General features: G+C 71.4%; 16 protein-coding genes. 14 read left to right on the top strand and 2 right to left on the bottom strand.

All coding sequences use genetic code 11. The features are described 5' to 3' along the window. The first annotated feature begins 18 nt into the window (after positions 1–18). From J1M46_RS13425 to J1M46_RS13465, 7 genes are all read left to right on the top strand, one after another. Complete coding sequence (locus J1M46_RS13425; protein ID WP_206448256.1) at positions 19–609, top strand: FHA domain-containing protein; 591 nt, start codon at positions 19–21, stop codon at positions 607–609. Positions 610–766: 157 nt separating this feature from the next. Next, complete coding sequence (locus J1M46_RS13430; RefSeq protein WP_206448257.1) at positions 767–1,060, top strand: WXG100 family type VII secretion target; 294 nt, start codon at positions 767–769, stop codon at positions 1,058–1,060. A gap of 79 nt (positions 1,061–1,139) precedes the next feature. Beyond that, positions 1,140–1,883: a WXG100 family type VII secretion target gene (locus J1M46_RS13435; RefSeq protein WP_206448258.1), complete on the top strand. Its 744-nt coding sequence runs from the start codon at positions 1,140–1,142 to the stop codon at positions 1,881–1,883. Beyond that, the gene (locus tag J1M46_RS13440) at positions 1,876–2,184 is read left to right on the top strand and encodes a hypothetical protein (protein WP_206448259.1); all 309 of its coding nucleotides are present in this window, start codon (positions 1,876–1,878) and stop codon (positions 2,182–2,184) included. The genes J1M46_RS13435 and J1M46_RS13440 overlap by 8 nt, the downstream gene beginning before the upstream one ends. Before the next feature lie 13 nt (positions 2,185–2,197). Continuing rightward, positions 2,198–6,859: a DNA/RNA non-specific endonuclease gene (locus J1M46_RS15525; RefSeq protein ID WP_241249127.1), complete on the top strand. Its 4,662-nt coding sequence runs from the start codon at positions 2,198–2,200 to the stop codon at positions 6,857–6,859. 17 nt (positions 6,860–6,876) lie between these two features. Further along, complete coding sequence (locus J1M46_RS13460; protein WP_206448260.1) at positions 6,877–7,557, top strand: hypothetical protein; 681 nt, start codon at positions 6,877–6,879, stop codon at positions 7,555–7,557. Positions 7,558–7,600: 43 nt separating this feature from the next. Beyond that, positions 7,601–7,930: a hypothetical protein gene (locus tag J1M46_RS13465; RefSeq protein ID WP_206448261.1), complete on the top strand. Its 330-nt coding sequence runs from the start codon at positions 7,601–7,603 to the stop codon at positions 7,928–7,930. A 56-nt stretch (positions 7,931–7,986) separates the two neighbouring features. Here J1M46_RS13465 and J1M46_RS13470 read toward each other — a convergent pair whose 3' ends face one another. Continuing rightward, positions 7,987–8,706: a hypothetical protein gene (locus J1M46_RS13470; RefSeq protein ID WP_206448262.1), complete on the bottom strand. Its 720-nt coding sequence runs from the start codon at positions 8,704–8,706 to the stop codon at positions 7,987–7,989. 56 nt (positions 8,707–8,762) lie between these two features. Then, complete coding sequence (locus J1M46_RS13475; protein WP_206448263.1) at positions 8,763–9,389, bottom strand: hypothetical protein; 627 nt, start codon at positions 9,387–9,389, stop codon at positions 8,763–8,765. Between the two features lie 151 nt (positions 9,390–9,540). Here J1M46_RS13475 and J1M46_RS13480 point away from each other — a divergent pair, with 151 nt between their 5' ends. The 7 genes from J1M46_RS13480 to J1M46_RS13510 all read left to right on the top strand — a co-directional run. Next, a complete protein-coding gene (locus J1M46_RS13480) occupies positions 9,541–15,636 on the top strand; it encodes an Ig-like domain-containing protein (RefSeq protein WP_206448264.1) in 6,096 nt (2,031 codons plus the stop codon). A 14-nt stretch (positions 15,637–15,650) separates the two neighbouring features. After that, complete coding sequence (locus J1M46_RS13485; RefSeq protein WP_206448265.1) at positions 15,651–16,625, top strand: AAA family ATPase; 975 nt, start codon at positions 15,651–15,653, stop codon at positions 16,623–16,625. Continuing rightward, positions 16,622–17,977, top strand: a complete 1,356-nt coding sequence (locus J1M46_RS13490) for a DUF58 domain-containing protein (RefSeq protein ID WP_206448266.1) — start codon at positions 16,622–16,624, stop codon at positions 17,975–17,977. Before J1M46_RS13485 ends, J1M46_RS13490 begins: the two co-directional genes overlap by 4 nt. Beyond that, on the top strand, positions 17,974–20,268 hold the full coding sequence (locus tag J1M46_RS13495) for a transglutaminase-like domain-containing protein (protein WP_206448267.1): 2,295 nt from the start codon (positions 17,974–17,976) through the stop codon (positions 20,266–20,268). The genes J1M46_RS13490 and J1M46_RS13495 overlap by 4 nt, the downstream gene beginning before the upstream one ends. Next, on the top strand, positions 20,265–21,515 hold the full coding sequence (locus J1M46_RS13500; RefSeq protein WP_206448268.1) for an RDD family protein: 1,251 nt from the start codon (positions 20,265–20,267) through the stop codon (positions 21,513–21,515). Before J1M46_RS13495 ends, J1M46_RS13500 begins: the two co-directional genes overlap by 4 nt. Continuing rightward, on the top strand, positions 21,505–22,332 hold the full coding sequence (locus J1M46_RS13505; RefSeq protein ID WP_206448269.1) for a PP2C family protein-serine/threonine phosphatase: 828 nt from the start codon (positions 21,505–21,507) through the stop codon (positions 22,330–22,332). Before J1M46_RS13500 ends, J1M46_RS13505 begins: the two co-directional genes overlap by 11 nt. Then, on the top strand, positions 22,332–22,832 hold a 501-nt coding region (locus J1M46_RS13510), incomplete at its 3' end, for a hypothetical protein (RefSeq protein ID WP_206448270.1). The genes J1M46_RS13505 and J1M46_RS13510, both read left to right, overlap by 1 nt.

Here is a 22,832-nt window from a genome sequence, read left to right on the forward strand (position 1 = left end):
GATCGCAAGGAGGAAGCCATGGTCTCGGCGCGCTGCGCATACTGCGATGCCACCCTGCAGCCGAACAGCATGTACTGCGCGAGCTGCGGGCAGCTGGTGGCCTCCGTCGCACCGCCGGCACCCGCGGCGCCCGCGCCGGTGCGCCCGACGCGCGCCAAGGCATCCGCCCCCGCCCCCGAGGCGAGGCGCGACGGCGGTGAGGATGTGCCGCTGCCGGGCGCACTGCCGTGGCAGGCGCCGAGGCTGCCGCGGCCGAGCGCCGCCGTCGCGCGCACGGTCGCTGTCGAGCGCGTCGAGCTCGTGCTGCCGGACGGGCATCGCGCGGTGCTCACCGGACGAGCCCTGATCGGGCGCAAGCCGGGGCAGGAGGCGCTCGCGATCGGCGCGCAGGCGATCGAGGTGACGGATGCGGGGCGTTCGGTCTCGCGCGTGCATCTGGCTGTCGAGCTGGTCGATGGACGGATCATGGTGGCCGACACGGGGTCGAGCAACGGCTCCTCGATCGAGCACGAGGGACGGTTGCACCCGCTGCAGCCCGGAGGCGCCCAGCAGGAGGCGCAGCCGGGTGACGTGCTCGTGCTCGGAGACGTGCGGATCCAGGTCGCGTAGTCGACGCCATGGGGACTTCTCCCCATGGCTGGCGCACAATTCCCAGGTGCAGGAGCCGCGCGGGCCGCTAGCGTTGAATGGTCAGCCGGTCTTGCGGCCTCGTGCTCCTGCCTGCTGATGCATCCGCAACATTCTCGCCTCGCATCAGGAGGAAACCATGGCAGAGATCAAGGTCACATCCGATTCCCTCGCCGGCGTCGCCGGCCAGCTCTCGTCCGGCTCGCAGTCGATCGAGTCGCAGCTCTCGAACCTGAAGTCGCTCGTCGAGGGCCTCATCTCGGGTGACTGGCAGGGCTCGGCATCGATGTCGTTCAACGAGCTCTACTCGCAGTGGGACCAGGCCGGTCTCCAGCTCAAGGAGTCGCTCCAGGGCATCAGCGATCTGCTGAACCAGGCTGCGCTGTCCTACGAGGACAGCGAGAACGCGATCGCGGGCACCTTCAACGGCTGATCCCGCCTGAGGGCTGCCGGCCTCACGGTCGGCAGCCCTCAGCCCCGCATCCACCCGATCGCCCTTCCACGGAGCAGCCATGGTCTACTTCAAGGTCCGCGCCGACTCGCTCAGCGAGGTCGCTGCGCTCATCGGCGGCGTCATCGCCACCTTCGACAGCAACCTCTCGTCGGTCAACAGCACCGTCAACAGCGTCGCCAACGCGACCTGGCAGGGTGAGGATGCCACGAAGTTCAGCGAGAACTGGACATCGTTCGTCGCCATGGCTGGGCAGGTGCGCACGTCGCTCGCCGCGCTCCAGACCGGCCTCATCGCAGCCGACGGCTCCTATACCCAGACCGAGACGGGCATCCGCTCGGGCTTCACGGGCAGGCAGGACAGCGTCATCGCGATCAGGGGCAACAGCGGCTCGCTCGGTGCCCGTGTCGCACGGGGTGAGGATCGGGCGGAGGACATGGCGGAGTTCTTCGGCCGCGACTACGCGGGCGACGGTGAGGTCGAGGAGTTCGGCGGCGGCATGCTCGGCCGACGCGCGACCGGCCAGTACACCGGCGGCGGCTCAGGTGACACCGACGGCGATGGTGACGACGACTCGATCGGCACCGGCGTCTTCCTCTCGGCCGAGAGCCGGGCAGCGCTCGCGGGCGACGCCGGGGCGGCCACGACCGGCGCCGACGGCGCCACGATCGGCGATGCCCGCGCCGATGCCGAGGAGTACGGCCTCGAGCAGGTCGGCGGCGAATGGGTGCCCATCGCATCCGACGACGTCGCGACGCCGGCAATCCAGATCGTCGACCAGGGACAGGGAGTCGCACATGGCTGAGCAGCAGGCCACCGTCAGTGAGCTCAACTCGCTTATCCAGACGATGGAGCAGATGATCAGCTACTGCGACGCGCTCAAGCAGGGCGCCGGTGGCTTCGCCTACATGCTCCCCAACGAGTGGCAGGGGCCGGCGATGAATGCCTTCCTCGGGCAGTTCGAGACGTGGGCCGCAGGTGCGCAGGGCATGCGCATGGCTGCGGAGGCACTCAAGGGTCAGGCCAAGACGTCCCACGACGCGTACGACCAGACCATCAACCAGCTGAACGAATCCTGGAGCACGCTCCAGACGAACCTCTCCTGATCAAGGACGCACGATGACTGACGTCAAGCTCGATCCCGCACGCCTTGTGACCGCCGGCGCGGAGTTCTACTCGGTCGCGCAGACCATCGAGGGTGCTGTGTCGTCGGCGAGCGGCACGCTCTCCGGCCTCGGCGGCATGGCAGGCGATGACAACGCCGCCGAGGACTTCTGCCAGGGCGCCGAGGGCTACGACGCGGTCGCAGCCCCGACGCTCGATGCGGTCACCTCCATCGCGAATGGCCTCCGCATCCTCGACGCCGCCCTGTCGAACACCGGCCGCGCGTACGACGCCGCGGAGAAGCCCGGTGCCGGCCTCAGCGCCGCGTCCGCGCAGCCGGCCGAGGCGACGGCGACGCTCGACCAGTCGAAGGCGAGCCTGCCGTCTGCCCTCGGTCCGGGCTGGCCCGGTCCGCTCGGCGAGTTCCAGGAGCTCATCGAGGGCGCACTCGCGACGATCGGCGTCGTCATCCCGACCGGCGATGTCGGCCAGCTGCGCAACGCGGCCACCGCCTGGGGCACGCTCGGCTCGACCCTCACCACCGCCTCGTCGACGACGAGCTCGGCCGGCAGCGACGTGCTCTCGCTCACGTTCCCGCAGAAGAACAGCGTGCTCGCGTGCCGCACGGGTCTGGCGACGAGCATCTCGACGCTGGCGACATCCGCCACCGGGATGCAGCAGTGGCTCACCGACTTCGCCGACAACCTCGAGCAGATGCGCTACGAGCTCGGCAACTTCCTCAAGCAGATGGCCATCGAGGTCGCGGCCGAGATCGGCCTCGCGATCATCCTGGGCCCGCTCACCGCCGGAATCGGCACCGCGCTCATGGCCGGCAAGGTCGGCCTCACGATCATGCGGTGGGCTCGCAAGATCGCGACGCTCATCGACAAGCTGCGCGACCTGCTCAAGGGCCTCCGCGGCATCAAGGGCGCAGCGGCGCGCACCGGTCTGCGGGCTGCCAAGGAGGGCCTGCAGGCGGGTCTCGCCAGCGCCTTCGCCACGACCGTCATGAATCACGCGGAGGGTGACGACTCGCGCTACCAGCAGCAGAACGTCGGCACGGCGTTCGTCTCGGCATTCGCTGGTGGTGCGGTCGCGGCACCCGTGTCGAAGGTCACGGTCGGCGGCAACAAGACGGGCAGCGCCACCGGACCGTCGGCCGCGCGGCAGATCACCGGGGAGACCGCGGCTGGCGCTGCGGACGGCTTCACGAGCGGTCTGGTCGAGTCGCAGATGACCGGCCAGGACTTCAACCCCATCTCTTCCACACTGCTCGGCTCGATCATGGGTGGCGGCATGGCTGCCGGCGGGCGCGGCATCAATGCCGTGATGCCGAGCCGGCGGCCGACGCCAGGCTCCGGGACGTCTCGACCTGAAGCACCCGGCGTGGCAGGCGGCGGCACGCAGCCGACGATGCCGAGCCGCACCCCGACGCCGGGCTCCGGGCCTTCGAGCCCCGACATTCCCGGCGCGGGCGGCGTGGGCGGTGCAGGCGGTGCAGGCACCGCAGCCGGCGCGGGCAACGGCCAGGGCGCCGACGTGCCAGGCGACAACGCCCCGCAGCCGGGCGCTGGCGACGCCGGCACTGGTGGCGCCGGTGACGCTTCGGGTGTGGACATTCCGGGTGATGGTGCGCCGCAGCCGGGTGCTGGTGATGCCGGCGCTGGTGGTGCCGGTGACGGTTCGGGTGTGGACATTCCGGGTGATGGTGCGCCGCAGCCGGGTGCTGGTGATGCCGGCGCTGGTGGTGCCGGTGACGGGTCGAGTGTTGACATTCCGGGTGATGGTGCGCCGCAGCCGGGTGCTGGTGATGCCGGCGCTGGTGGTGCCGGTGACGGGTCGAGTGTTGACATTCCGGGTGACGCTGGCACTTCCGACGCCGGGACTCCCGCCATGGGTACGCCGGATGCGGGTACGCCCGACGCGGGCACTCCCGACGCGGGCACGCCGGATGCGGGCACGCCGGATGCGGGTACGCCGGATGCGGGCACGCCGGATGCGGGTACGCCTGACGCTGGGACGCCCGACGCTGGCACGCCGGATGCAGGTACGCCGGATGCAGGTACGCCTGACGCTGGGACGCCCGACGCTGGCACTCCTGACGCTGGCACGCCCGACGCTGGGACGCCGGATGCGGGTACTCCTGACGCTGGCACTCCTGACGCTGGCACGCCGGATGCGGGTACTCCTGACGCTGGCACGCCCGACGCTGGGACGCCGGATGCGGGTACTCCTGACGTTGGTACGCCTGACGCTGGCACGCCGGATGCGGGTACTCCTGACGCTGGCACGCCCGACGCTGGCACGCCGGATGCGGGTACTCCTGACGTTGGTACGCCTGACGCTGGCACGCCGGATGCTGGCACGCCGGATGCTGGCACGCCGGATGCTGGCACGCCGGATGCTGGCACGCCGGATGCTGGCACGCCCGATGCTGGCACGCCGGATGCGGGTACTCCTGACGCAGGCTCGCCCGACGCCAGTACTCCCGACGCATCGACCGCCGAGTCTTCGACGCCGGAGGCCAAGACCGAGGGCACGCCTACTGCAGCCGCTGGCGCTTCCGCCGGTGCGAAGACCGAGGGCGGCCCCGCAGGCACGAAGGCCTCGCCGGACGCCGACGCGCAGGCCACCCTGGCCGACGTCGAAGCTGAGGCAAGCGAAGCGAAGACGAATGAGGCCGAGAGTGACGCCGACCCGCAGAAGCCTGAGGCCGAGCAATCGGCCAAGGCTGACAACGAGCTGACCGCAGAAGCCGAAGGGTCCGAGAGCAGCGACAACGAGGGGATCGAGGCCGACGAGGCCGCCGCCGCCGCTGTCGGCACCGCTGCTGCCGCAGGCCTGCTCATCCGTCCGACGCTGCCTGTGGCGACACCCAGCACACCGGGTTCCGCGGCCCAGGCGTCGACGGCCGATGGCCAGTCGCCCCAGCCTCAGCAGCCTGACGCTCAGCAGCCTGACGCTCAGCAGCCCGACGGCCAGCAGCCTGACGCGCAGCAGCCCGAGAACCAGGACGGCCAGGACAACAGCACGAAGGACGACGACTCGACCAGTGCGCCGAAGTCCGAGCTGACGCTGGCCGAGATCGACGACGCGCTCGCGAAGATCAATCCGAAGTACGACATGAACGACCCGCTGTCGCCCTATGGGGTCAACTGCGGCAACACGTCGTCCAACCTGTTCGACGCGCTCAACGGCAAGCCGGTGGCGGAGGCCGGCACGGGAACGCTCTCCATCCCCGAGATGGAAGCGCGCACCGGATTGCCGCAGACGGCACTGACACCGACCCAGATCGCCGATTCGCTGCGTGACATGGGCGCCGGGTCGCACGTCGTGGTCGGCATCGACCGCGCTTCCGGCGACGGCCACTGGTTCAACGCGTTCTTCGATGGCACCGACGTCTGGGCGCTCGATGCCCAGACCGGCACGCGCTCTCCGTGGCCGCCGGACATGGGGGCTGTGCACTGGGACGTGTCGATCGCTCCCGGGAACGTCGCGACCAGCACCGCCACCACGCCGGATGCGACCTCGCCCGACGGTACGACTCCCGCTGGTACGACTGCTGCTGGTACGTCGCCTGCAGGCCCGACGCCGGCTGCTACGTCCCCCGACGGGAACACGCCCGCAGGTGCGACGCCTGCTGGCGCGTCGCCTGACGGTGCCACGCCTGACGGCGCGTCGCCTGACGGTGCCACGCCTGACGGTGCCACGCCTGACGGCACGTCGTCCGCTGGTACGACGCCGGAGGGCTCGTCGCCTGACGGTGCCACGCCTGACGGCACGTCGTCCGCTGGCACGACGCCGGAGGGCTCGTCGCCTGACGGTGCCACGCCTGACGGTGCCACGCCTGACGGTGCCACGCCTGACGGTGCCACGCCTGACGGCACGTCGTCCGCTGGCACGACGCCGGAGAGCTCGTCGCCCGACGCGACGTCCCCCCAGGTCGACGGTCGCAATCTCTCGATGCGCACCGGCGGCACGACGACGATCGAGGTCAGCGCAGAGGATGCTGGCGGCGCGCGCACCCCGTTCGCCGGCCGCACCGACCTCACGCCGAACGCCCGCTACGAGGTGGAAGGTCGTGGCGTCTTCACGACGGATGCCTCAGGGTCGGTCGTGCAGGTCGAGGCCCAGTACGGGACGAAGGGCAACCTGAACCCCGACCTGAACAGCCCGCAGCCGAACGTCACCTATGTCGTGACACCGAACGCGCAGAACACAGCGGATGGCCTGGACTTCCGGCACACGTTCGTCACCGACCACGCCGGCCGCGTGTCCGAGGTGCGCGTCGAGAACCTGGTTGCGGGTGACGCTCCGCGTTCGCCATCGATTCAGCGCACGGTCGGAGGCACGGGGCCGGAGTTCGCCGACGCATTCCTCGCAAGGCACGACATCGAGGTGCCGGAGTACGACGGTGGCCACCTGATCGGCAACGAGTTCGGCGGCGGTGCTGAGCGCATCAACATGATTGCGCAGCTGCGGACCGTCAATCAGAACTACGGTGCGTCGTTCTACCGTGTCGAGCGCACGCTCGCCGCAGCAGCCGGTGGCACTCCGCCCCAGCAGGTCTCGTTCCAGATCAACCTCGACTACGCACGCGACACCGTGCCGCACGGCTACCTTGTTGAGTGGACGATCGACGGCACACCGGATTCGCAGTACTTCGAAAACATCTGAGCAGGAGCAGGACGAGAATGATCGATATGCAGGAGCAGGCGCGTCTTGTGACCGAGGCGGCCCGATCCCTCGTCGAGGTTGCACCCGAGGGCTGGACCGCGCTGCACTACACGGCGCACATGGTGCGCGGTGAGCAGCGGTCGCGGCTGTGGGTCGACCTGCCGGAGGGCCGCAAGGGCATCCACGAGCGCGACACGATGGTGTACATGCGGCAGCTGCGCACGGCAATGTACGAGCCTGGCAAGGGCACGTTCTACAGCGCGAAGATCGACGTGACGGCAGCCGACGGCTCAGTGCAGACGCACTTCGAGTACGACGAGGAGCCGCAGATCGAGGTGCACCCTGCGCAGTTCGCGGCCGACCTCGAGCAGTTCCCGCGCGATGATGAGCACATCCCGGCCTGGCTGCGCCAGCGCGTCTCCGAGGCGGACACCCCGCCCGAGCTGTGGGCGATCATTCCTGACCTCGAAGATGTCGGCAACGAGCTCTTCGCACGGATGCCCGGCGATGCGGCGCCGACGGAGACCAGCATGTTGCCGGACGGCCTCGGCATCCTGATGGCACGGCAGTCGCGCGGCGGCGGCAAGCTGTTCATCGCGCCCGACCGCTCGCTGATGTTCTCGCCGTCGGCAGAGAGCGTCGAGCAGGGCCTTGAGCGCTTCCGTGCCGGCGAGCGCTGGCAGCCCGCAGGCGAGTAACCTCCCCGAGACCCCCGGCGCTGCGGCGCGGAGAGGATTCCCCATGGCTGACACCATCGCCGAGCGCTGCGCGCGGCTGCGCCAACCCGTCACCGACCTCCTCGGCGTCGGCATGACCGCGACCGTGGAGCCGAAGGACCTGTCGAAGCTCGTCGAGCAGATCCGCGCCGTGCGCGCGATCATCGAGGACGATCTCTCGGCCATCGACTCCCCGCCGTATCTCGCGTGGGTGCCCGTCGCGGGTGACACCCTTCAGGCGATGGAGGACGCCGCAGCCAGAGGAGACGCCGCCGAGTCGTTCCGTCTCTTCCGCGACCCTGAGGTCGGCTTCAACCGGCTCGGCATCGCGTGCAGCGGCAACGCCGGCTGGTGAGCAAAGCGCTCCAGCGTTTCCGCGACTGAGTCGGCCGCCTCGGCCGTCGAGCGGGCTCAGTGCCACTTCGGGTCGACCCGCGACCCGTAGAACTCCATGAACTCGAGCTGCTTCACGAACGGCTCGGCGTCGATGCCGCGCGCGCGGGCCGCGGCGACGAGGGCGCGCCCTGCCTCGAGCGCGGCGCCCTCGCTCATCACCGCATCCAGTAGCAGGATGATCGCGCCGTGCGGCTTCCCGTCGCTCGGATGCGGCTTCCACACCTCGATGCGTGCGCGCTCCGCATCGCTCGAGCAGGCCGCGCGCATCGCCTCGCCGTCTCGCACCACGACGCATGCGCCGAGCACCGAGCTGCCAGCGCGCACGGCCATGCGGACGAAGATGCCGGTGAGGGGGATGCGCGACACGCGTTGCGTCCGCGCCCGGTCGTCGACCGTCGCGACCGCGAGGATCTCGCTCCAGGGCACCGAGGGCACGCCCGCCAGGACGATCCCGTGGTCATCGATCGCGAGCGCGATGCCACGCCCGTCGCCCACGAGCGACTGGACGGCGCGCCAGCGGCGCACCGACAGGACGACGCTCACCACGGCGAGCACGAGCAGCAGTCCCGCGAGGATCGTCGTGAGCAGGTGCAGCTGCCACACCTGCGCCAGCACGATACCGACCGCAGCCGCCAGCGCGAGCGCGATCTGCCACGCAAGCAGGGCGCGGTGCGCGCGACCGGCATCGGCGACGCGGGCCTGGTCGATGGGGAAGGTGACAGGGGTCGTGGTCATCGGCTCCGCCGGTTCGTGTGCGTGGACATGAGGGAAGGGCTCTGCAGGCGGCGCGGTCAGCGCAGCAGCGGATCGAGGAACGACGAGATGGTCTGCGGGCTCGGGCCCCGCTGCCAAGCCTCGCTCTGCAGCCCCTCGATCGCGGCGAAGGCGCCGCCGTCGAGCACGATGAGGGGCAGCGGACGCGACCGCTTGCCGGTGCCCGCGGTGATGCTCACGAACGCTCGCCGGGCCCCGGGCGTGACATGCAGCGCGAAGCCGACCTCGCCGTGCTTGCCGAACTCGATCGGTAGATAGACGCGCGGGTCACCGGTGGAGAATCGCTGGTGCACCTCGCCCGCTTCGGCGGCGACCTTGAAGATCGGGCCGTGGAGTCGCAGCTGCAGCACCTCGCCGGTGCTGCGGTCGCGCCAGCGCGCCGACGACTGGAACGCGGTGGCGATCGAGGAGAGGCCCAGCAGCAGCGGGATGCCGACCGCCGCCGGCCCGACGAGGCCGCGCAGCCCAGCGCGACGGCCCTCATAGTCGGTGCTGTCGGCGACGATCGCGTCGAAGTTCACGACGGCGAGCGCGCTGACGATGAAGAGCGCGGCGGCGACCGCCAGCCAGCCCCACAGGCGCTTGCCGTCTCGGTGTCGCTCGAACGCGCCGGATGCCTCCAGCACCAGATCCTGCTGCGCCATAGGCTGCTCGTCCTCTCGTGGTCTGACGTCAACGCTACAGAATCCCTTCGTGCGTATCCTCAGACGGCGTTCACTGAGGGATGCGATAATGCGCAGAACTGCGCGGAGTGAAAGTTGCGCGCACATCGTCCCTGCAACCGAAGGTCACCGCGTGCTCCGTTGGATCAAGCAGCGTCGCCGCACGAGCGCCGCTGCGGGCATCGTGACGGCCGCTGCGGTCGCGCTCGGCGTGATGGCCTTCACCTACGACGGCTTCCGCACCACCGACGTCGACCTGCACGACGGCGGTGTCTGGGTGACGCGCGGCAGCGAGCTGCAGGTCGGACACCTCAACGCGCAGGCCCAGGAGCTCGACGGCGCCTTCTACTCATCGACCGCCGACGTCGATCTGCTGCAGGACGACACCGAGGTCGTGGTCGTCGACCGTGGCGCGTCCACGGCGGCACTCGTCGACGTGGCGGGGATGGTCTCGCAGGCGCCCATCACGCTGCCAGCGGGCGCGACCGTGGCGGCGCATGCGGGCACCGCCGGCATCCTCAGCGCCGACGGCCTGCTCTGGGTCATGCGGACGCAGGATCTCGGGCATTTCAACCCCGAGTCCATGGATCCGGTCGCGGAGCTCGGCACGGGCGCCGCCATCACGGTCGATCGTCAGGGCACGCTGCACGCCGCATCGATCGAGCTCGGCGAGCTGCAGCAGTGGCGCTCCAGCGAGGAGGGCTTCGCCCTCGAGGCACAGGATGCTCGCGGCGAGCTGCGCGATGCGAGCGGCCTGGTGCTGACGGCGGTCGGTGAGGACGTCGTCGCGCTGGACGCGGCGCGCGGCACGCTCTACCTGCCCGGCGGAGTCACGCAGGTGCCGGAGGGGGCGGTGCTGCAGCAGCCCGGCGACGACTCCGACCGCGTGCTCGTCGCGACGCCGGAGCAGCTGATCCGGCAGCCGCTGAACGCGAGCGAGGCGACCATCTCCGACCACGGCGAGGGTGGTGAGGCCGTGCGCCCGGTGGCGGTCGGCGGATGCGAGTACGCGGCCTGGGCGTCGACGCGCACGCTCGTGCGCGACTGCGACGACGACGCCCGAGACCTGACGACCGTGGTGGAGGGCAGCGACGGCAGCCAGCTCGCGTTCCGCGAGAACCGCGGCATCGTCGTGCTCAACCAGGTGCAGGAGGGCACGGCCTGGCTGCTGACCGACGAGCTCGTCCTGATCGACAACTGGGAGGACCTCGTGCCCCCGGAGTCGCAGGAGGAGACCGACGAGGAGGATGAGTCGTCCGAGGACGAGTGGCAGCATCAGCCGCCGCAGCTCACCGAGGAGAACACCGACCCGGTCGCCACCGACGACAACGACTTCGGTGCCCGCACGGGCCGTTCGACGATCCTGCCGGTGCTCTGGAACGACTACGACCAGGATGGCGACGTCCTCACGATCGAGGTGCTCAGCGAGCACGACGACGGTGTGGTGGTCGCGCCGATCGCCAACGACTCGCAGCTGCAGCTGCAGCTGCCACCGGACTTCTCGGCGTCCGAGGTCACGATCGAGTACCGCGTCCACGACGGCCGTGGCGGCAACGATGACGCGACGGTGCGCGTGGACGTGCGGGCCGATGGCGAGAACGCGCCGCCCGAGCAGCTGCGCTCGCAGTCGTTCACCGTCGAGCAGCGCGCCGACTTCGAGATCAACCTCCTGCAGGACTGGTTCGATCCCGACGGCGACGACCTCGTGCTGCAGAGCGCGGTCTCCGCATCCGGTGACACCGTGGAGGTCTCGCCCTCCGGGCGCATCGTCTACACCGCCACCGGCGAGGCGGGCGAGACGAGCCTCGGGCTCGAAGTCGGCGACGGGACCGCGACCGCGACCGGAGAGGTCGCGGTGACGGTGGTCGAGCGCGGCAAGGGCAGCCCGATCGCCAATGCCGACTTCGTCGCGACGATGGTCGGGCAGGAAGCGGTGGTCGAGCCGCTGCTGAACGACTACGCCCCCTCCGGCGCGACCCTCTCACTCGCACAGGCGACCTCGCTCAGCTCTTCGCTCGTGATCGAGACCGACACCGCGACCGGCACGATCCGCGTCGTCGACGGTCCGGTCGGCTCGCACTACGTGCAGTACACGCTCGTGGCCGGCGCCGGCTCGGCCTTCGGCCTGGTGCGCGTCGACATCCGTGAGCCGGTGGCGGATGCGCGTCCCGTGGCTGTGCGGGACATCGCGCTGCTGCCACGTGGCGGCGAGACGCTCGTCGACCTCGTCGAGAACGACGTCGATCCTGCGGGCGGGCTGCTGGTGGTGCGGAGCGTGCAGGTCGAGAGCGACGCACGCGTGACCGTGCAGCTGCTCGAGCGGCGGCTGCTGCGCATCGTCGACAACCGCGGGCTCGAGGGATCGGTGACGCTCTCCTACCAGGTGTCGAACGGCGAGCAGGTCGACACCGGCACGGTGGTGGTCACGCTGGTCGAGCCGCCCGAGAGCCCAGCGCCGCCGAGCGCCGTCGACGATCAGGCGACCCTCCGCGAGGGCGACTTCACGTCGGTCGCCGTCACCGAGAACGACTTCAGCCGCGACAACACGCCGTTCGAGGTCACCCGCATCGTCGAGTCGAGCCTCGCCGGGCCCGAGGAGGGCGTCGTGTTCGTCTCGGGCGATACCGTCCGCGTGCACGTGGTCGAGGGCGGGCCCAGCACCGTGACCGCCGTCTACGAGATCGTCGACGAGACGGGCCAGGCGGCCACGGCGACGCTCGCCGTCACCATCGTGCCGCGCGACCCCGAGGTGAACTCGCCTCCGGCACCGGAGGTCGTGCATGCACGCGTCCTCGCCGGCGAGCGGGTGCGCATCCCCATCCCGCTGCAGGGCATCGACCGGGACGGCGACGGCGTGCAGCTCGTGCGCTGGGAGACCGCTCCGTCGACCGGCCGCATCACCGAGACGCTGCCGGACGCATTCGTCTTCGAAGCCGATCCCGCATCGCAGGGCACCGTGAGCTTCCGCTATCGCGTGCGCGACCGCTGGGGCGCGGAGGCGCTCTCGACGGTCATCATCGGCATCGCCCAGCCGGGCGAGATCAACAACCCGCCGTTCGCCGAGTCCGACGAGATCACCGTCCGGCCCGACCGCCTGCTGGCGGTGCCGGTGCTCGACAACGACTCCGACCCAGACGGCGATGCGCTGACGCTCGTGAGCGACGGGCTGGAGCTCGGCGAGGGCATCGATGAGGCCGCCGTCGGCGAGCAGAACACCGTCGACTTCCGCTCACCGGCCGAGCCCGGCACCTACTCCATCGTCTACACCGTGCGCGATGCGCGAGGCCTGCCCTCCCGCGGCACGCTGCTGATCGAGGTCTCCGCCGAGGCCGCGCTCGTCGCCCCCCGCGCGAAGGACGACACGGTCGAGGCTGCCGATGCGGTGCTCGACGAGGTGCTGGACGTGCCGGTGCTCGAGAACGACGTCGACGAGGATGGCGATCCGAGCGAGCTGAGCGTCGAGGTGGTCACCGGTCCCGGCGTCGCCGTCGAGGGCGCCGTGCAGATCGTCCCGGGAGAGACCTTCCAGGTCGTCACCTACCGGGTCACCGACCAGGACGGGCTGTCGTCCGAGGCGTTCGTGTTCGTGCCGGCGGTCGTCGACCCCGCGCCGCGCCTGATCTCGACCGAACCGGTGCTCGTGCCCTCGGGCGTGCGCACGGAGTTCGAGCTCGCCGACCACGTCTGGGTCTCCACCACCAACGCTCCGCGCATCACCAGCGCCGACACCGTCAGCGCCACCAACGCGAACGGCGACCAGCTGGTCATCGACGAGTCGACGCTGCAGTACACCTCCGACCTCGGCTATCGGGGTCCGGCGGTGCTCAGCCTGCAGGTGACCGACGGCCCCGACGCCGAGAGCGGCAACGTCGCGAACCTGCAGATCCCCATCGAGGTGACCGATTCCTCGGCCGTGCCGCCGACCTTCTCGGGCGTGCAGATCTCGGTCGAAGCGGGCGGTGCGGAGACGTCGTACGACCTGCGGCTCTCGACCGACGACCTGGATGGGCCAGAGGACGTCAACGCTGCGACCTACACGATCGCGGGCGGCAGCGTCCCGGGCGTGCAGCCGCGCATCGTCGACGAGAACACCTTCGTCGCCTCGGCGGCCCGCGATGCCGCGCCCGGCACCTCCGGCTCGTTCCAGATCACGATCACCGACCCGGCGGGCAACTCCATCCCCGGCACGGTGATCGTGACGGTCGTGCCGTCGACGCGCGAGTTCGCGCAGGCACGGCCGGACTCGGGGGAGATGACGCAGCTCGAGACACAGCAGTTCGACGTGCTCACGAACGACCACAACCCCTTCGAGCGCGACAACGTGCCGCTGCGCATCGTCTCCGCGACGTCGTCGCCGGGCGCCTCCGTGAGCACCGACGGCACGAGCGTGTCCGTCGATCCGAACGACGACTTCGCGGGAATCCTCACGGTGCAGTACCTCATCGAGGACGGCACCCGCACCGTCGCGCGCCAGGTGAGCGGCACGCTGACCGTGACGGTGAAGGGCCGACCGGATGCGCCGCTGCGCGCCAACGTCGAAGAGGTCGGCAATCGTCAGGCGCGGCTGTCGTGGGCGGCGCCCGCCGATCGCGGCGACCGCATCACGCACTACGTCGTCACCTCGACCGACGGTCGCGTCTCGCAGGAGTGCACGTCGACCTCCTGCACGATCGAGGGGCTGCAGAACGACTCGATCTACCGGTTCCAGGTCACCGCGGTGAACGGCGTCGGCGCATCCGACCCCTCGCCGCCCACGATCGAGGTGCGACCCGATGTGCGGCCCGAGCAGCCCGCGCCGCCGAGCGCGGTGCGCGGCGATACCGCGCTCGACGTGTCATGGACCGAGCCGGTCAATGAGGGCTCGGCGATCACGCACTACCTGCTGCGCATCTCGCCGCCGGCGCCGAACGGCGCGGTGCAGGTCGAGGTGCAGGGCCTCAACCACCGCTGGGAGGGGCTGGCCAACGGCACGGCCTACCAGTTCTCGGTGCAGGCGGTGAACCGCGCCGACGAGCCGAGCGACTTCTCGGCGCTGTCGACGCCAGCCATCCCTGCGGGGCCGCCCGGGGCGGTCGCCTCGGTCACCGCGCAGCGGCTCGAGGGCACCGGCACCGCGGCGCAGATGCGGGTCAGCTGGGGCGAGGCCGACCCGAACGGCGACGCCATCACCACCTTCCGGGTCGACGCGATCCAGGGCGGCAGTGTGGTCGCGACCCTGAACGCGGGCGGTGCCGACCGCAGCCTCGTGTTCGAGGGCTCGCTGCCGACGAGCACGACCCCCTATTCCTTCCGCGTCACGCCGGTGAACACCGTCGGCCCCGGTGCGCCGAACGAGAGCGCACCGGTGCGCGGCGTCAACGCGCCGGGCGCGCCGTCGGTCGCCCCGTGGTCGGGGCCGAACCCGGCGGATGCGGATGGTCGCGGCATCGGGATCGTCACCGTCACGGCGGGCGCCACCAACGGCGCCAGGGCCGACGAGGTGCAGTACATCGCCTTCGTGAACGGCACCCGCATCGGTGCCGTGCCCTTGGGACGCGCCGAGGTTCCGGTCGCGAACGGCAGCGCCGGCACGATCACGGTGCAGGCTGTCTCGACCGTCGACGGCGTCACGTACCAGAGCCCGGCCTCGAACGGCGTGACGGTGCGCCCGTACGGGCCGATCGGGGTGCCGATCGTGTCGGCCAAGACGGCGGTCGGCAGCGTCACGTTCACCTGGAACGCCCCGTCGCCCAACGGCCGCCCGGTCTCGACGCAGATCCGCATCGACAACGGCCCATGGGAGAACGTCAACAACCAGGGCTCGCGCACCGAGACCGGCCCCTCCAACGCGCAGATCACGATCAGCGTGCGCTCGACCACGGGCGCGCCCGCTGATGACAACGGCTCGCAGACCGAGACCGCCAGCGCCAGTGGCAACGTGGAGCCGCCGCCCCCGCCGCCGCCGTCCATCTCGCTCAGCGAGGGCGGCAACGTCACGGCGCCCAACGGTCAGAACGGCACGAACTTCGTCGTCAGCTGGGACTACCTGCCCGTGCGCTCGTACACCTATGAGTGCCACTCGCAGGCGGACGGCATGTTCCGCTCCGGCACCTGGACGCCGCCTCGTGAGAGCGGCACGTCGTCGCGCAACCAGTACACGTTCTGCATGTCGGGCTATGACACCACCGCATGGTTCGTCCTCATCGGCGGCGGCGAGCGGTACGAGACCACCCGAGTGAAGTGGAACTGATGAAGGAGCACACCATGACGATGACCCGAGAGCAGGCGACCTGGTTCGCCGGCACCTTCCAGCGGATGGTCGACAACGTCGGCGCGGTCGTGCTCGGCAAGGCTGACGTGATCGGGCTCGCCTTCACGACGATGCTGGCCGAGGGGCACCTGCTGCTCGAGGATGCTCCCGGCACGGGGAAGACGCAGCTCGCCAAGTCGATGGCGGCGACCCTGCAGGGCACGAATCACCGCATCCAGTTCACCCCCGACCTGCTGCCCTCCGATGTCACCGGCGTCACGGTCTACGACCAGAAGACGCAGACCTTCGAGTTCCACAAGGGACCGATCTTCGCCTCGGTCGTGCTGGCGGACGAGATCAACCGCGCGAGCCCGAAGACGCAGTCGGCGCTGCTCGAGGTGATGGAGGAGGGCCGGGTCACGGTCGACGGCACGCCGCACGACGTGGGCAGGCCGTTCATGGTCATCGCCACGCAGAACCCCATCGAGCAGGCGGGCACCTACAAGCTGCCGGAGGCGCAGCTCGACCGCTTCCTGATGAAGACCTCGATCGGCTACCCGGGCAGGGACGAGACGGTGCGGATCCTGGCGGGCGCCTCGCGCAGGAACGCCTCGGCCGACGTGCAGCCGGTCATCACCACCGGCGCGCTGACAGAGATGATCGACCTCGTCGGCACCGTGCACGTCGATGAGGCCGTGCTGCGCTTCATCGCCGACCTCGCCGCCCACACGCGCGACTCGCGCGACACCCGCATCGGCGTCTCGGTGCGCGGCGCGATGGCGCTGACGCGCGCCGCCAAGGCGCGAGCTGCCTCGAAGGGCCGCAACTACGTGCTGCCCGACGACGTGAAGGCGCTCCTCGTGCCGGTGTGGGCGCACCGCATCGTGCTGGATCCCGAGTCGGAGTTCTCGGGCGTCACCGGCGAGACCGTCGTGGAGCAGGCGCTCGCGCAGATCTCGGCACCGCAGGATCGCACCGTCGCGGCATGAGCACGGCGGCACCGGAGCGGGAGCGGGAGCGCCCGCGCAGCGAACGGCGGATGCGTCGTGCTGCGCGGCGCAGCGCCGTCGCGCGCACGCGCGCCGACGCATCCGCCCGGCTCGCCGCGGTGCGCGAGCGCTGGGAGCGCGACCCCAAGCTCGGCCGCGCGCTCGACTCCGCACGGAGCGTCCGCGATCGCATCGGCGCCGCGCTCGCACCCATCACCGGGCTCGGGTGGGCCGTCATCGCGGCGCTCCTGGTGACGCTGTGGGCAGGCGCGGTGCTGCAGTGGAAGGAGGCCCTGGTGCTGGCGATCGTGCTCGCGGTGCTGCTGCTGGCCGCCATCGGGTTCATCATCGGCCGCAATCGCTACCGCATCGAGCTCGACCTCAACTTCACTCGCGTCGTGGTCGGCGAGCGCGCCCTCGGCCGCATCGGCATCCACTCCGCCTCCCAGCGGCCGCTGCTGCCGGCCACGATCGAGGTGCCGGTCGGTGCCGCCGTCGCCTCGTTCCACCTGCCGCGCATGCGGCCCGGCGACGTGCACGAGGACGTCTTCGCGATCCCCACGAGCAAGCGGGCCGTGCTGCAGGTCGGGCCGGTGCGCTCGGTGCGCGGCGATGCGCTCGGGCTGCTGCGGCGACAGGTGCGCTGGACCGACCCCGTCGAGCTGTTCGTCCACCCGCGCACGGTGCAGCTGGCAGACACGGCGCCCGGCATCATCCGTGACCTCGAGGGCATCGAGACGCGCGACCTCACCGACTCCGACATCTCCTTCCACGCGCTGCGCGACTACGTGCCCGGCGACGACCGCAGGTACATCCACTGGAAGTCGTCGGCCCGCACCGGCACGCTGATGGTGCGGCAGTTCGAGCAGACCCGGCGATCGATGCTGGCGCTGGGGCTGTCGACGTTCCCGGAGGACTACGCCAGCCCGGAGGAGTTCGAGACCGCGATCTCGGTGCTCGGCTCGCTCGGGCTGCAGGCGATCCGCGACGAGATGGATCTCGTGGTGCGCTCCTCGCGCGCCCAGCTGCCCGTCACGAGCGGCAAGCGCATGCTCGACGCGCTCTCCGGCGTGCTCGGCAGCGTGCGCGACCGCGACACCACCGAGCTCGCGCGCACCATCGGGCGCGAGCACGCCGATGCCTCCATCGTCATCCTCCACACCGGCTCGATGATCGACGCGCACCAGGTGCGCCGCCTGCGCACGCTGCTGCCGGTGCACGCGCGCTTCGTGCTGGTGACGGCGAAGGGCGAGGGGCGCCCGGCGGTGCGCCAGATCGGTGACGCGACGCATCTCGAGGTCTCCTCCGTGCACGACCTGCCGCGAGCGCTGCGGGCGGTGACCTTCGCATGAGGCTGCTCGAGCGACGCGCCGGGCTCGCCGCGATCGACGTGACCGCGGTCGCGCTCGCGCACCTGCCCGCGGTGCTCGCCTTCGGGCCCGTGTTCGGCGGCACGCAGTACCTGGTCACCGGCCTGGGCGCGCTCGCCGCCGGCATCGTCGTCGGCGTCCTCACCTCGCTGCGGCCGCTGCGCGGCTGGCTGCTGACGCTCGCCGGCATCGTGCTCGCGTTCCTCGCCGTCGGCCCCGCGCTCGCGGTGCCGCGGGCGACGATCGGCGGCGTGCTGCCCACGCTCGACGCGTACCGCGAGCTGCTGCTGGGCGTCATCCACTCGTGGAAGGGCCTGCTGACGGCCGAGCCGCCCGCCGAGGGCTTCCCCAGCCTGCTGGTCGTGCCGTTCCTGGTGCTGCTCGTCTCCTCCGCGCTGTCGACCGTGCTCGCGCTGCGGCTGCGCCGCGGCGCGGCGTTCGCGATGCTGCCCCCGGCGCTCGCGCTCGCGACCGCGATCATGTTCGGCACGAAGATCGCCACGTGGCCGGCGCTGCTCGGGCTCGTGCTCGCGGGCGTCGCCGTCGGCTGGAGCGCCTGGCGCGCCTCGGCCGAGCGGCACGGACGTGCCGTGGAGGTCGAGGTGACGCGCGACACGCAGCACCGCGCGGCCGCACGTCGCAGCCGCTGGCTCGGCGCCGCGGCGATGCTCGGCACGGCGCTGCTCGTCGGCGGTGCGGCGAGCCTGCCCATCCAGCCCACCGATCGCCGCGTGCTCCGCGACACGGTCGAGCCGCCCGTCGAGCTGCGCGACTTCCCGAGCCCGCTCGCCGGGTTCCGCGGCTGGCACAAGAACTACGAGGACGCCGACCTCTTCACCGTCAGCGGCATGCCCGAGGGCTCGCGCATCCGCATCGCCGCCCTCGACGCCTACGACGGCACGGTGTTCGCCGTCGCCGGCAGCGAGCAGGCGACCGGCTCGGGTGCCTTCACCCGCGTGGGCGATGAGATCCAGGTGCAGCAGCAGGGCGACCCCGCATCGATCACGATCGAGATGGGCGCGTACACCGGCGTGTGGGTGCCGACGGTCGGCTACGCGCAGGCGATCGACTTCGGCGGCGCGCGCGAGGACGAGCTGCAGGGCTCGCTGAGCTACAACGCGCAGACCGGCACGGCCATCGCGCTCGATGGGCTCGCTGCCGGCGACAGCATCCGGATCGATGCGATCGTGCCCGTCGCCCCCGAGCCGGAGGCGCTCGACGGCGCATCGGTGTCCTCGGTCGCGGTGCCGGAAGCCACGAACGTGCCGGATGCGCTGGAGTCGTGGGTGGGCGCGCGCGGCGGCGATGCGCGCACGGCCTCCGCGCGCATCCAGCAGCTCATCGGCGTGATGAACCAGGGCGCCTACAGCGACGGCCTCGGCGACGCGGCCACCTCGCTCTCGGGGCACAGCGCCAGCAGGCTCGAAGCATTCGTGAGCGCCCGCACGCTGCTCGGCGACGACGAGCAGTACGCCACGGCCTTCGCGCTCGCGCTGCGGCAGCTCGGCATCCCCTCGCGCGTCGTGATGGGCTTCTACCCGGACGAGGGCTTCCCGGGCGGCGACGAGCCCGTGCAGATCACCGGTGCCGAGCTGCACGCATGGGTCGAGGTGCCGTTCGAGGGTCAGGGCTGGGTCGCGTTCGACCCGACGCCGCCCGAGGACCAGACCCAGGTGGAGCCCGAGCCGCAGCCGCAGCCAGACCCCAAGCCTCAGGTGCTGCAGCCGCCGCAGCCGCCCGACGAGCCCGCCGAGCTGACCCCTGACACGCAGCCCGACGAGGGCGAGCAGGAGGACGAGGAGCCACCTGCCGCCGACTGGTCGTGGGTGCTCTGGTTCGTCGTGCCGCCGCTGGTGGTCATCCTGCTGCTGTCGCTGCCGTTCCTGGTCATCGGCCTGATGAAGGCGCGCCGCCGCAAGCAGCGGCTCGCCGCCGAGCGTGAGGCGGATCGCCTCTCGGGCGGCTGGGACGAGATGGTCGACGCCGCGGTCGACCTCGGGCTCGAGGTGCCGAAGGGCGTGACGCGGCAGGAGGTCGCTGCCACCGTCGGCGACCGCTACTCTGCCTCGAGGGCGCAGGCGATCGGCGCGTTCGTCGACGCCGGGGTCTTCGGCCCCGGTGATCCCGAGCGCAGCGACGTCGACGCCTTCTGGGACGATGTCGACGCCGGCGTCGGAGCGATGCGGTCGACAGCGACCCGAGGCGAGCGGATCCGGTCGCGGCTGTCGCTGCGATCGTTCCGTCGGCGACGCGGAGAGAGGAGACGGCGATGATGACGACAGCGCAGACAGGGGCGGCACTGCCGCAGGCGCCCTACGGACGTCGTGCGGTCGCGGCGATCATCGACGGCGCTCTCGCCGCGGTCGCGTCGCTGCCGACGTTCATCGGCATCGCTGTCGGCGATCCGCTGGGCGCTGCGGGGCTGGCCGGAGCGGGCGTCGGCGCGCTGCTGCTGCTGGCCCTCGCGATCGTGCAGCTGCTGCTGACCGCCCGCGGCGGCAGCATCGGCAGCCGGATGCTCGGCCTCGGTGTGCGCCGTGACGGCACGGGCGCGCCGCTCGGCATCGGCCGCACGCTGCTGCGCTGGCTGGTGCTGGGCGCTGCCGGCATCGTGCCGGTGCTCGGCACTGCGCTCATGCTCGCGTCGATCCTGATGGACCCGCAGCGACGTGGCCGAGGGTGGCACGACCTCGCAGCCGGAGCGTTCGCGGTCGATGCGCGCGGTCGGCGTCCCGCGCACGACGCGCAGCGCTCGGCCTCCGCCCCGCGCCCGCACACGATGGCGCCATCGGTCGGCGCGGATGAGCCGTACCGGCCGGGTCAGCTCGCCGCGGCCGTGCCGGGCGCGCCGCAGCCGATGATCGACGCGGTGCCCGGCGGGGGAGCGCCCATGCTCGGCGGGCGAGCGCCGTCCGCGCCCGCGTCGGCATCCGCCCCAGCTCCGCTCCGGGCCGAGCACGCCGCGCCGGCCGATGCCGCCCGATGGCAGCCGCCACGATCGGCACCGGAACCGCCCCCCGCTGCCGCACCCGCGCATCCGCTGGCCGCTCCCGAGCACGCGCAGGGCGCGCCGACGGCCGGCCCCGCGCTCGCCGACGAGCTCGATGAGGCCACCGTGCGCCGCGCGCCGGCGGTCGGTGCCGAGCTGGATGACGACCTCGAGCGCACCCATGTCGTGCGACGAGGGCCGTCGGCCACGGTGCGCATCGACGACGGCGATGCCTTCCGCATCGCCGGGCTTGCGCTGCTGGGTCGCAATCCGGCCGCGTCCGAGGGGGAGACGGTCGCCCACCTCGTGCCGCTCGGCGCCGACTCGCGCACCGTCTCGAAGACGCACCTCTCGCTGCAGCCCACGCGCGACGGGCTGGTCGTCATCGACCTCGGCTCGACGAACGGCTCGGCGCTGCTGCATGCGGGGCTCCGCAGCGAGCTCGAGCCGCACCGTGCGGTGCTGGCGATCACCGGCGACGTCATCGAGCTCGGCGACCACCGGCTGGAGGTGGTCGAGCATGCAGGTTGAGCGCACCGCAGCGCAGGAGTTCCGCTTCGCGCATGCCGCCGTCGCCGTGCGATGGTCCGCGACCACGCACGAGGGGATGCGTCGGCGCGTCAACGAGGATTCGGTCGTCGCGGCGTTCCCCGCGTTCATCGTCGCCGACGGCATGGGCGGGCATGACGCCGGCGATGTGGCGAGTTCCGCCGCCATCCGGCCGTTCCAGGCGATGAAGGGCAGGGAGCTGCCGAGCCCGGCACGGGTCGAGCGCGCCGTGGACGACGCGTTCGCCGCGGTCGGAGCCGTCGCCGAGGAGGGCGCCGGGACGACCCTCGCGGGTGCCGTACTGGTCGAGATGGACGGCATCGCGCACTGGCTGGTGGTGAATGTGGGCGATTCCCGCGTCTACCTGGTCGAGAACGGCACGCTGCGGCAGCTGAGCGTCGACCACTCGCTGGTGCAGGAGCTCATCGATTCGGGGCTGCTCAGCCCGCGTGGCCGCGAGCGGCACGCCGAACGGCACGTCATCACCCGTGCGCTCGGCGGCGGGCAGGATTCGGATCCTGACCTGTGGGCGCTGCCCGCCGAGCGGGGCCACCGGCTGCTCGTCTGCTCCGACGGGCTGCCCGACGAGCTGCGCGACGAGCAGATCGCGTGGATCCTCTCGCTCCACGCCTCACCGGCGGCGGCGGCGGATGCGCTCGTCGATGCCGCGCTCGAGCGCGGCGCTCGCGACAACGTCTCGGTGGTGGTCGTCGACGTCGACGAGGTGCGGCACAGCGACACGGGCCTGCACGACACCGCGAGCGTCATCGATGCCGACACCGTGCCGAGGAGACCCTGATGCGCGCCACCCACTACGGACCGGGCAACGCCTGGATGCTGGTGAACGAGCACGCGATCGGCGTCCTCGAGAACGGCTTGACCGCAGGCGAGGCCGAGCTGCTGCTCGAGGCGCTCGCGAGCGACGGCGGCGCCGCAGTGCGCGACCACCCGCTCGGCCTGCTCGTGCTCGTGCGGGATGAGGAGGGCTGGCGGCTCGATCGGCGGTGGGGCGCGCCGGCCGTCATCGACGCGATGCGCCTGCCCGATCGCATCAGCCCCTTCTGGGAGAGCGACCGGTTGCCCGACGAGGGCGTGCTCGAGGCCGGCGGCGCGACCGACGAGGCGCTGCTGCCCATCGGCCACGGCGTCGTCCGCACCATCGTCATCAGGGTCGATCTCGCGGCGTTCGCGCAGGGCGATCCCGTCGCCGACCTCGCCCAGAGCTCCCAGACGATCGTGGAGCGGGATCCGCGGGACGAGGTGCTGGAGGCACCCCCATCCGCTCCCGCTCCCGCCCCC

Origin of the sequence: Agrococcus sp. KRD186 (genome assembly GCF_017168255.1) — a bacterium.
In the GTDB taxonomy this organism is placed as follows: Bacteria; Actinomycetota; Actinomycetes; order Actinomycetales; family Microbacteriaceae; genus Agrococcus.

Bases quoted from the DNA above. Each gene is read 5' to 3' on its own strand.
- J1M46_RS13425 (WP_206448256.1), top strand. From the start codon at position 19: ATGGTCTCGGCGCGCTGCGCATACTGCGATGCCACCCTGCAGCCGAAC.
- J1M46_RS13430 (WP_206448257.1), top strand. From the start codon at position 767: ATGGCAGAGATCAAGGTCACATCCGATTCCCTCGCCGGCGTCGCCGGC.
- J1M46_RS13435 (WP_206448258.1), top strand. From the start codon at position 1,140: ATGGTCTACTTCAAGGTCCGCGCCGACTCGCTCAGCGAGGTCGCTGCG.
- J1M46_RS13440 (WP_206448259.1), top strand. From the start codon at position 1,876: ATGGCTGAGCAGCAGGCCACCGTCAGTGAGCTCAACTCGCTTATCCAG.
- J1M46_RS15525 (WP_241249127.1), top strand. From the start codon at position 2,198: ATGACTGACGTCAAGCTCGATCCCGCACGCCTTGTGACCGCCGGCGCG.
- J1M46_RS13460 (WP_206448260.1), top strand. From the start codon at position 6,877: ATGATCGATATGCAGGAGCAGGCGCGTCTTGTGACCGAGGCGGCCCGA.
- J1M46_RS13465 (WP_206448261.1), top strand. From the start codon at position 7,601: ATGGCTGACACCATCGCCGAGCGCTGCGCGCGGCTGCGCCAACCCGTC.
- J1M46_RS13470 (WP_206448262.1), bottom strand. From the start codon at position 8,706: ATGACCACGACCCCTGTCACCTTCCCCATCGACCAGGCCCGCGTCGCC.
- J1M46_RS13475 (WP_206448263.1), bottom strand. From the start codon at position 9,389: ATGGCGCAGCAGGATCTGGTGCTGGAGGCATCCGGCGCGTTCGAGCGA.
- J1M46_RS13485 (WP_206448265.1), top strand. From the start codon at position 15,651: ATGACGATGACCCGAGAGCAGGCGACCTGGTTCGCCGGCACCTTCCAG.
- J1M46_RS13490 (WP_206448266.1), top strand. From the start codon at position 16,622: ATGAGCACGGCGGCACCGGAGCGGGAGCGGGAGCGCCCGCGCAGCGAA.
- J1M46_RS13495 (WP_206448267.1), top strand. From the start codon at position 17,974: ATGAGGCTGCTCGAGCGACGCGCCGGGCTCGCCGCGATCGACGTGACC.
- J1M46_RS13500 (WP_206448268.1), top strand. From the start codon at position 20,265: ATGATGACGACAGCGCAGACAGGGGCGGCACTGCCGCAGGCGCCCTAC.
- J1M46_RS13505 (WP_206448269.1), top strand. From the start codon at position 21,505: ATGCAGGTTGAGCGCACCGCAGCGCAGGAGTTCCGCTTCGCGCATGCC.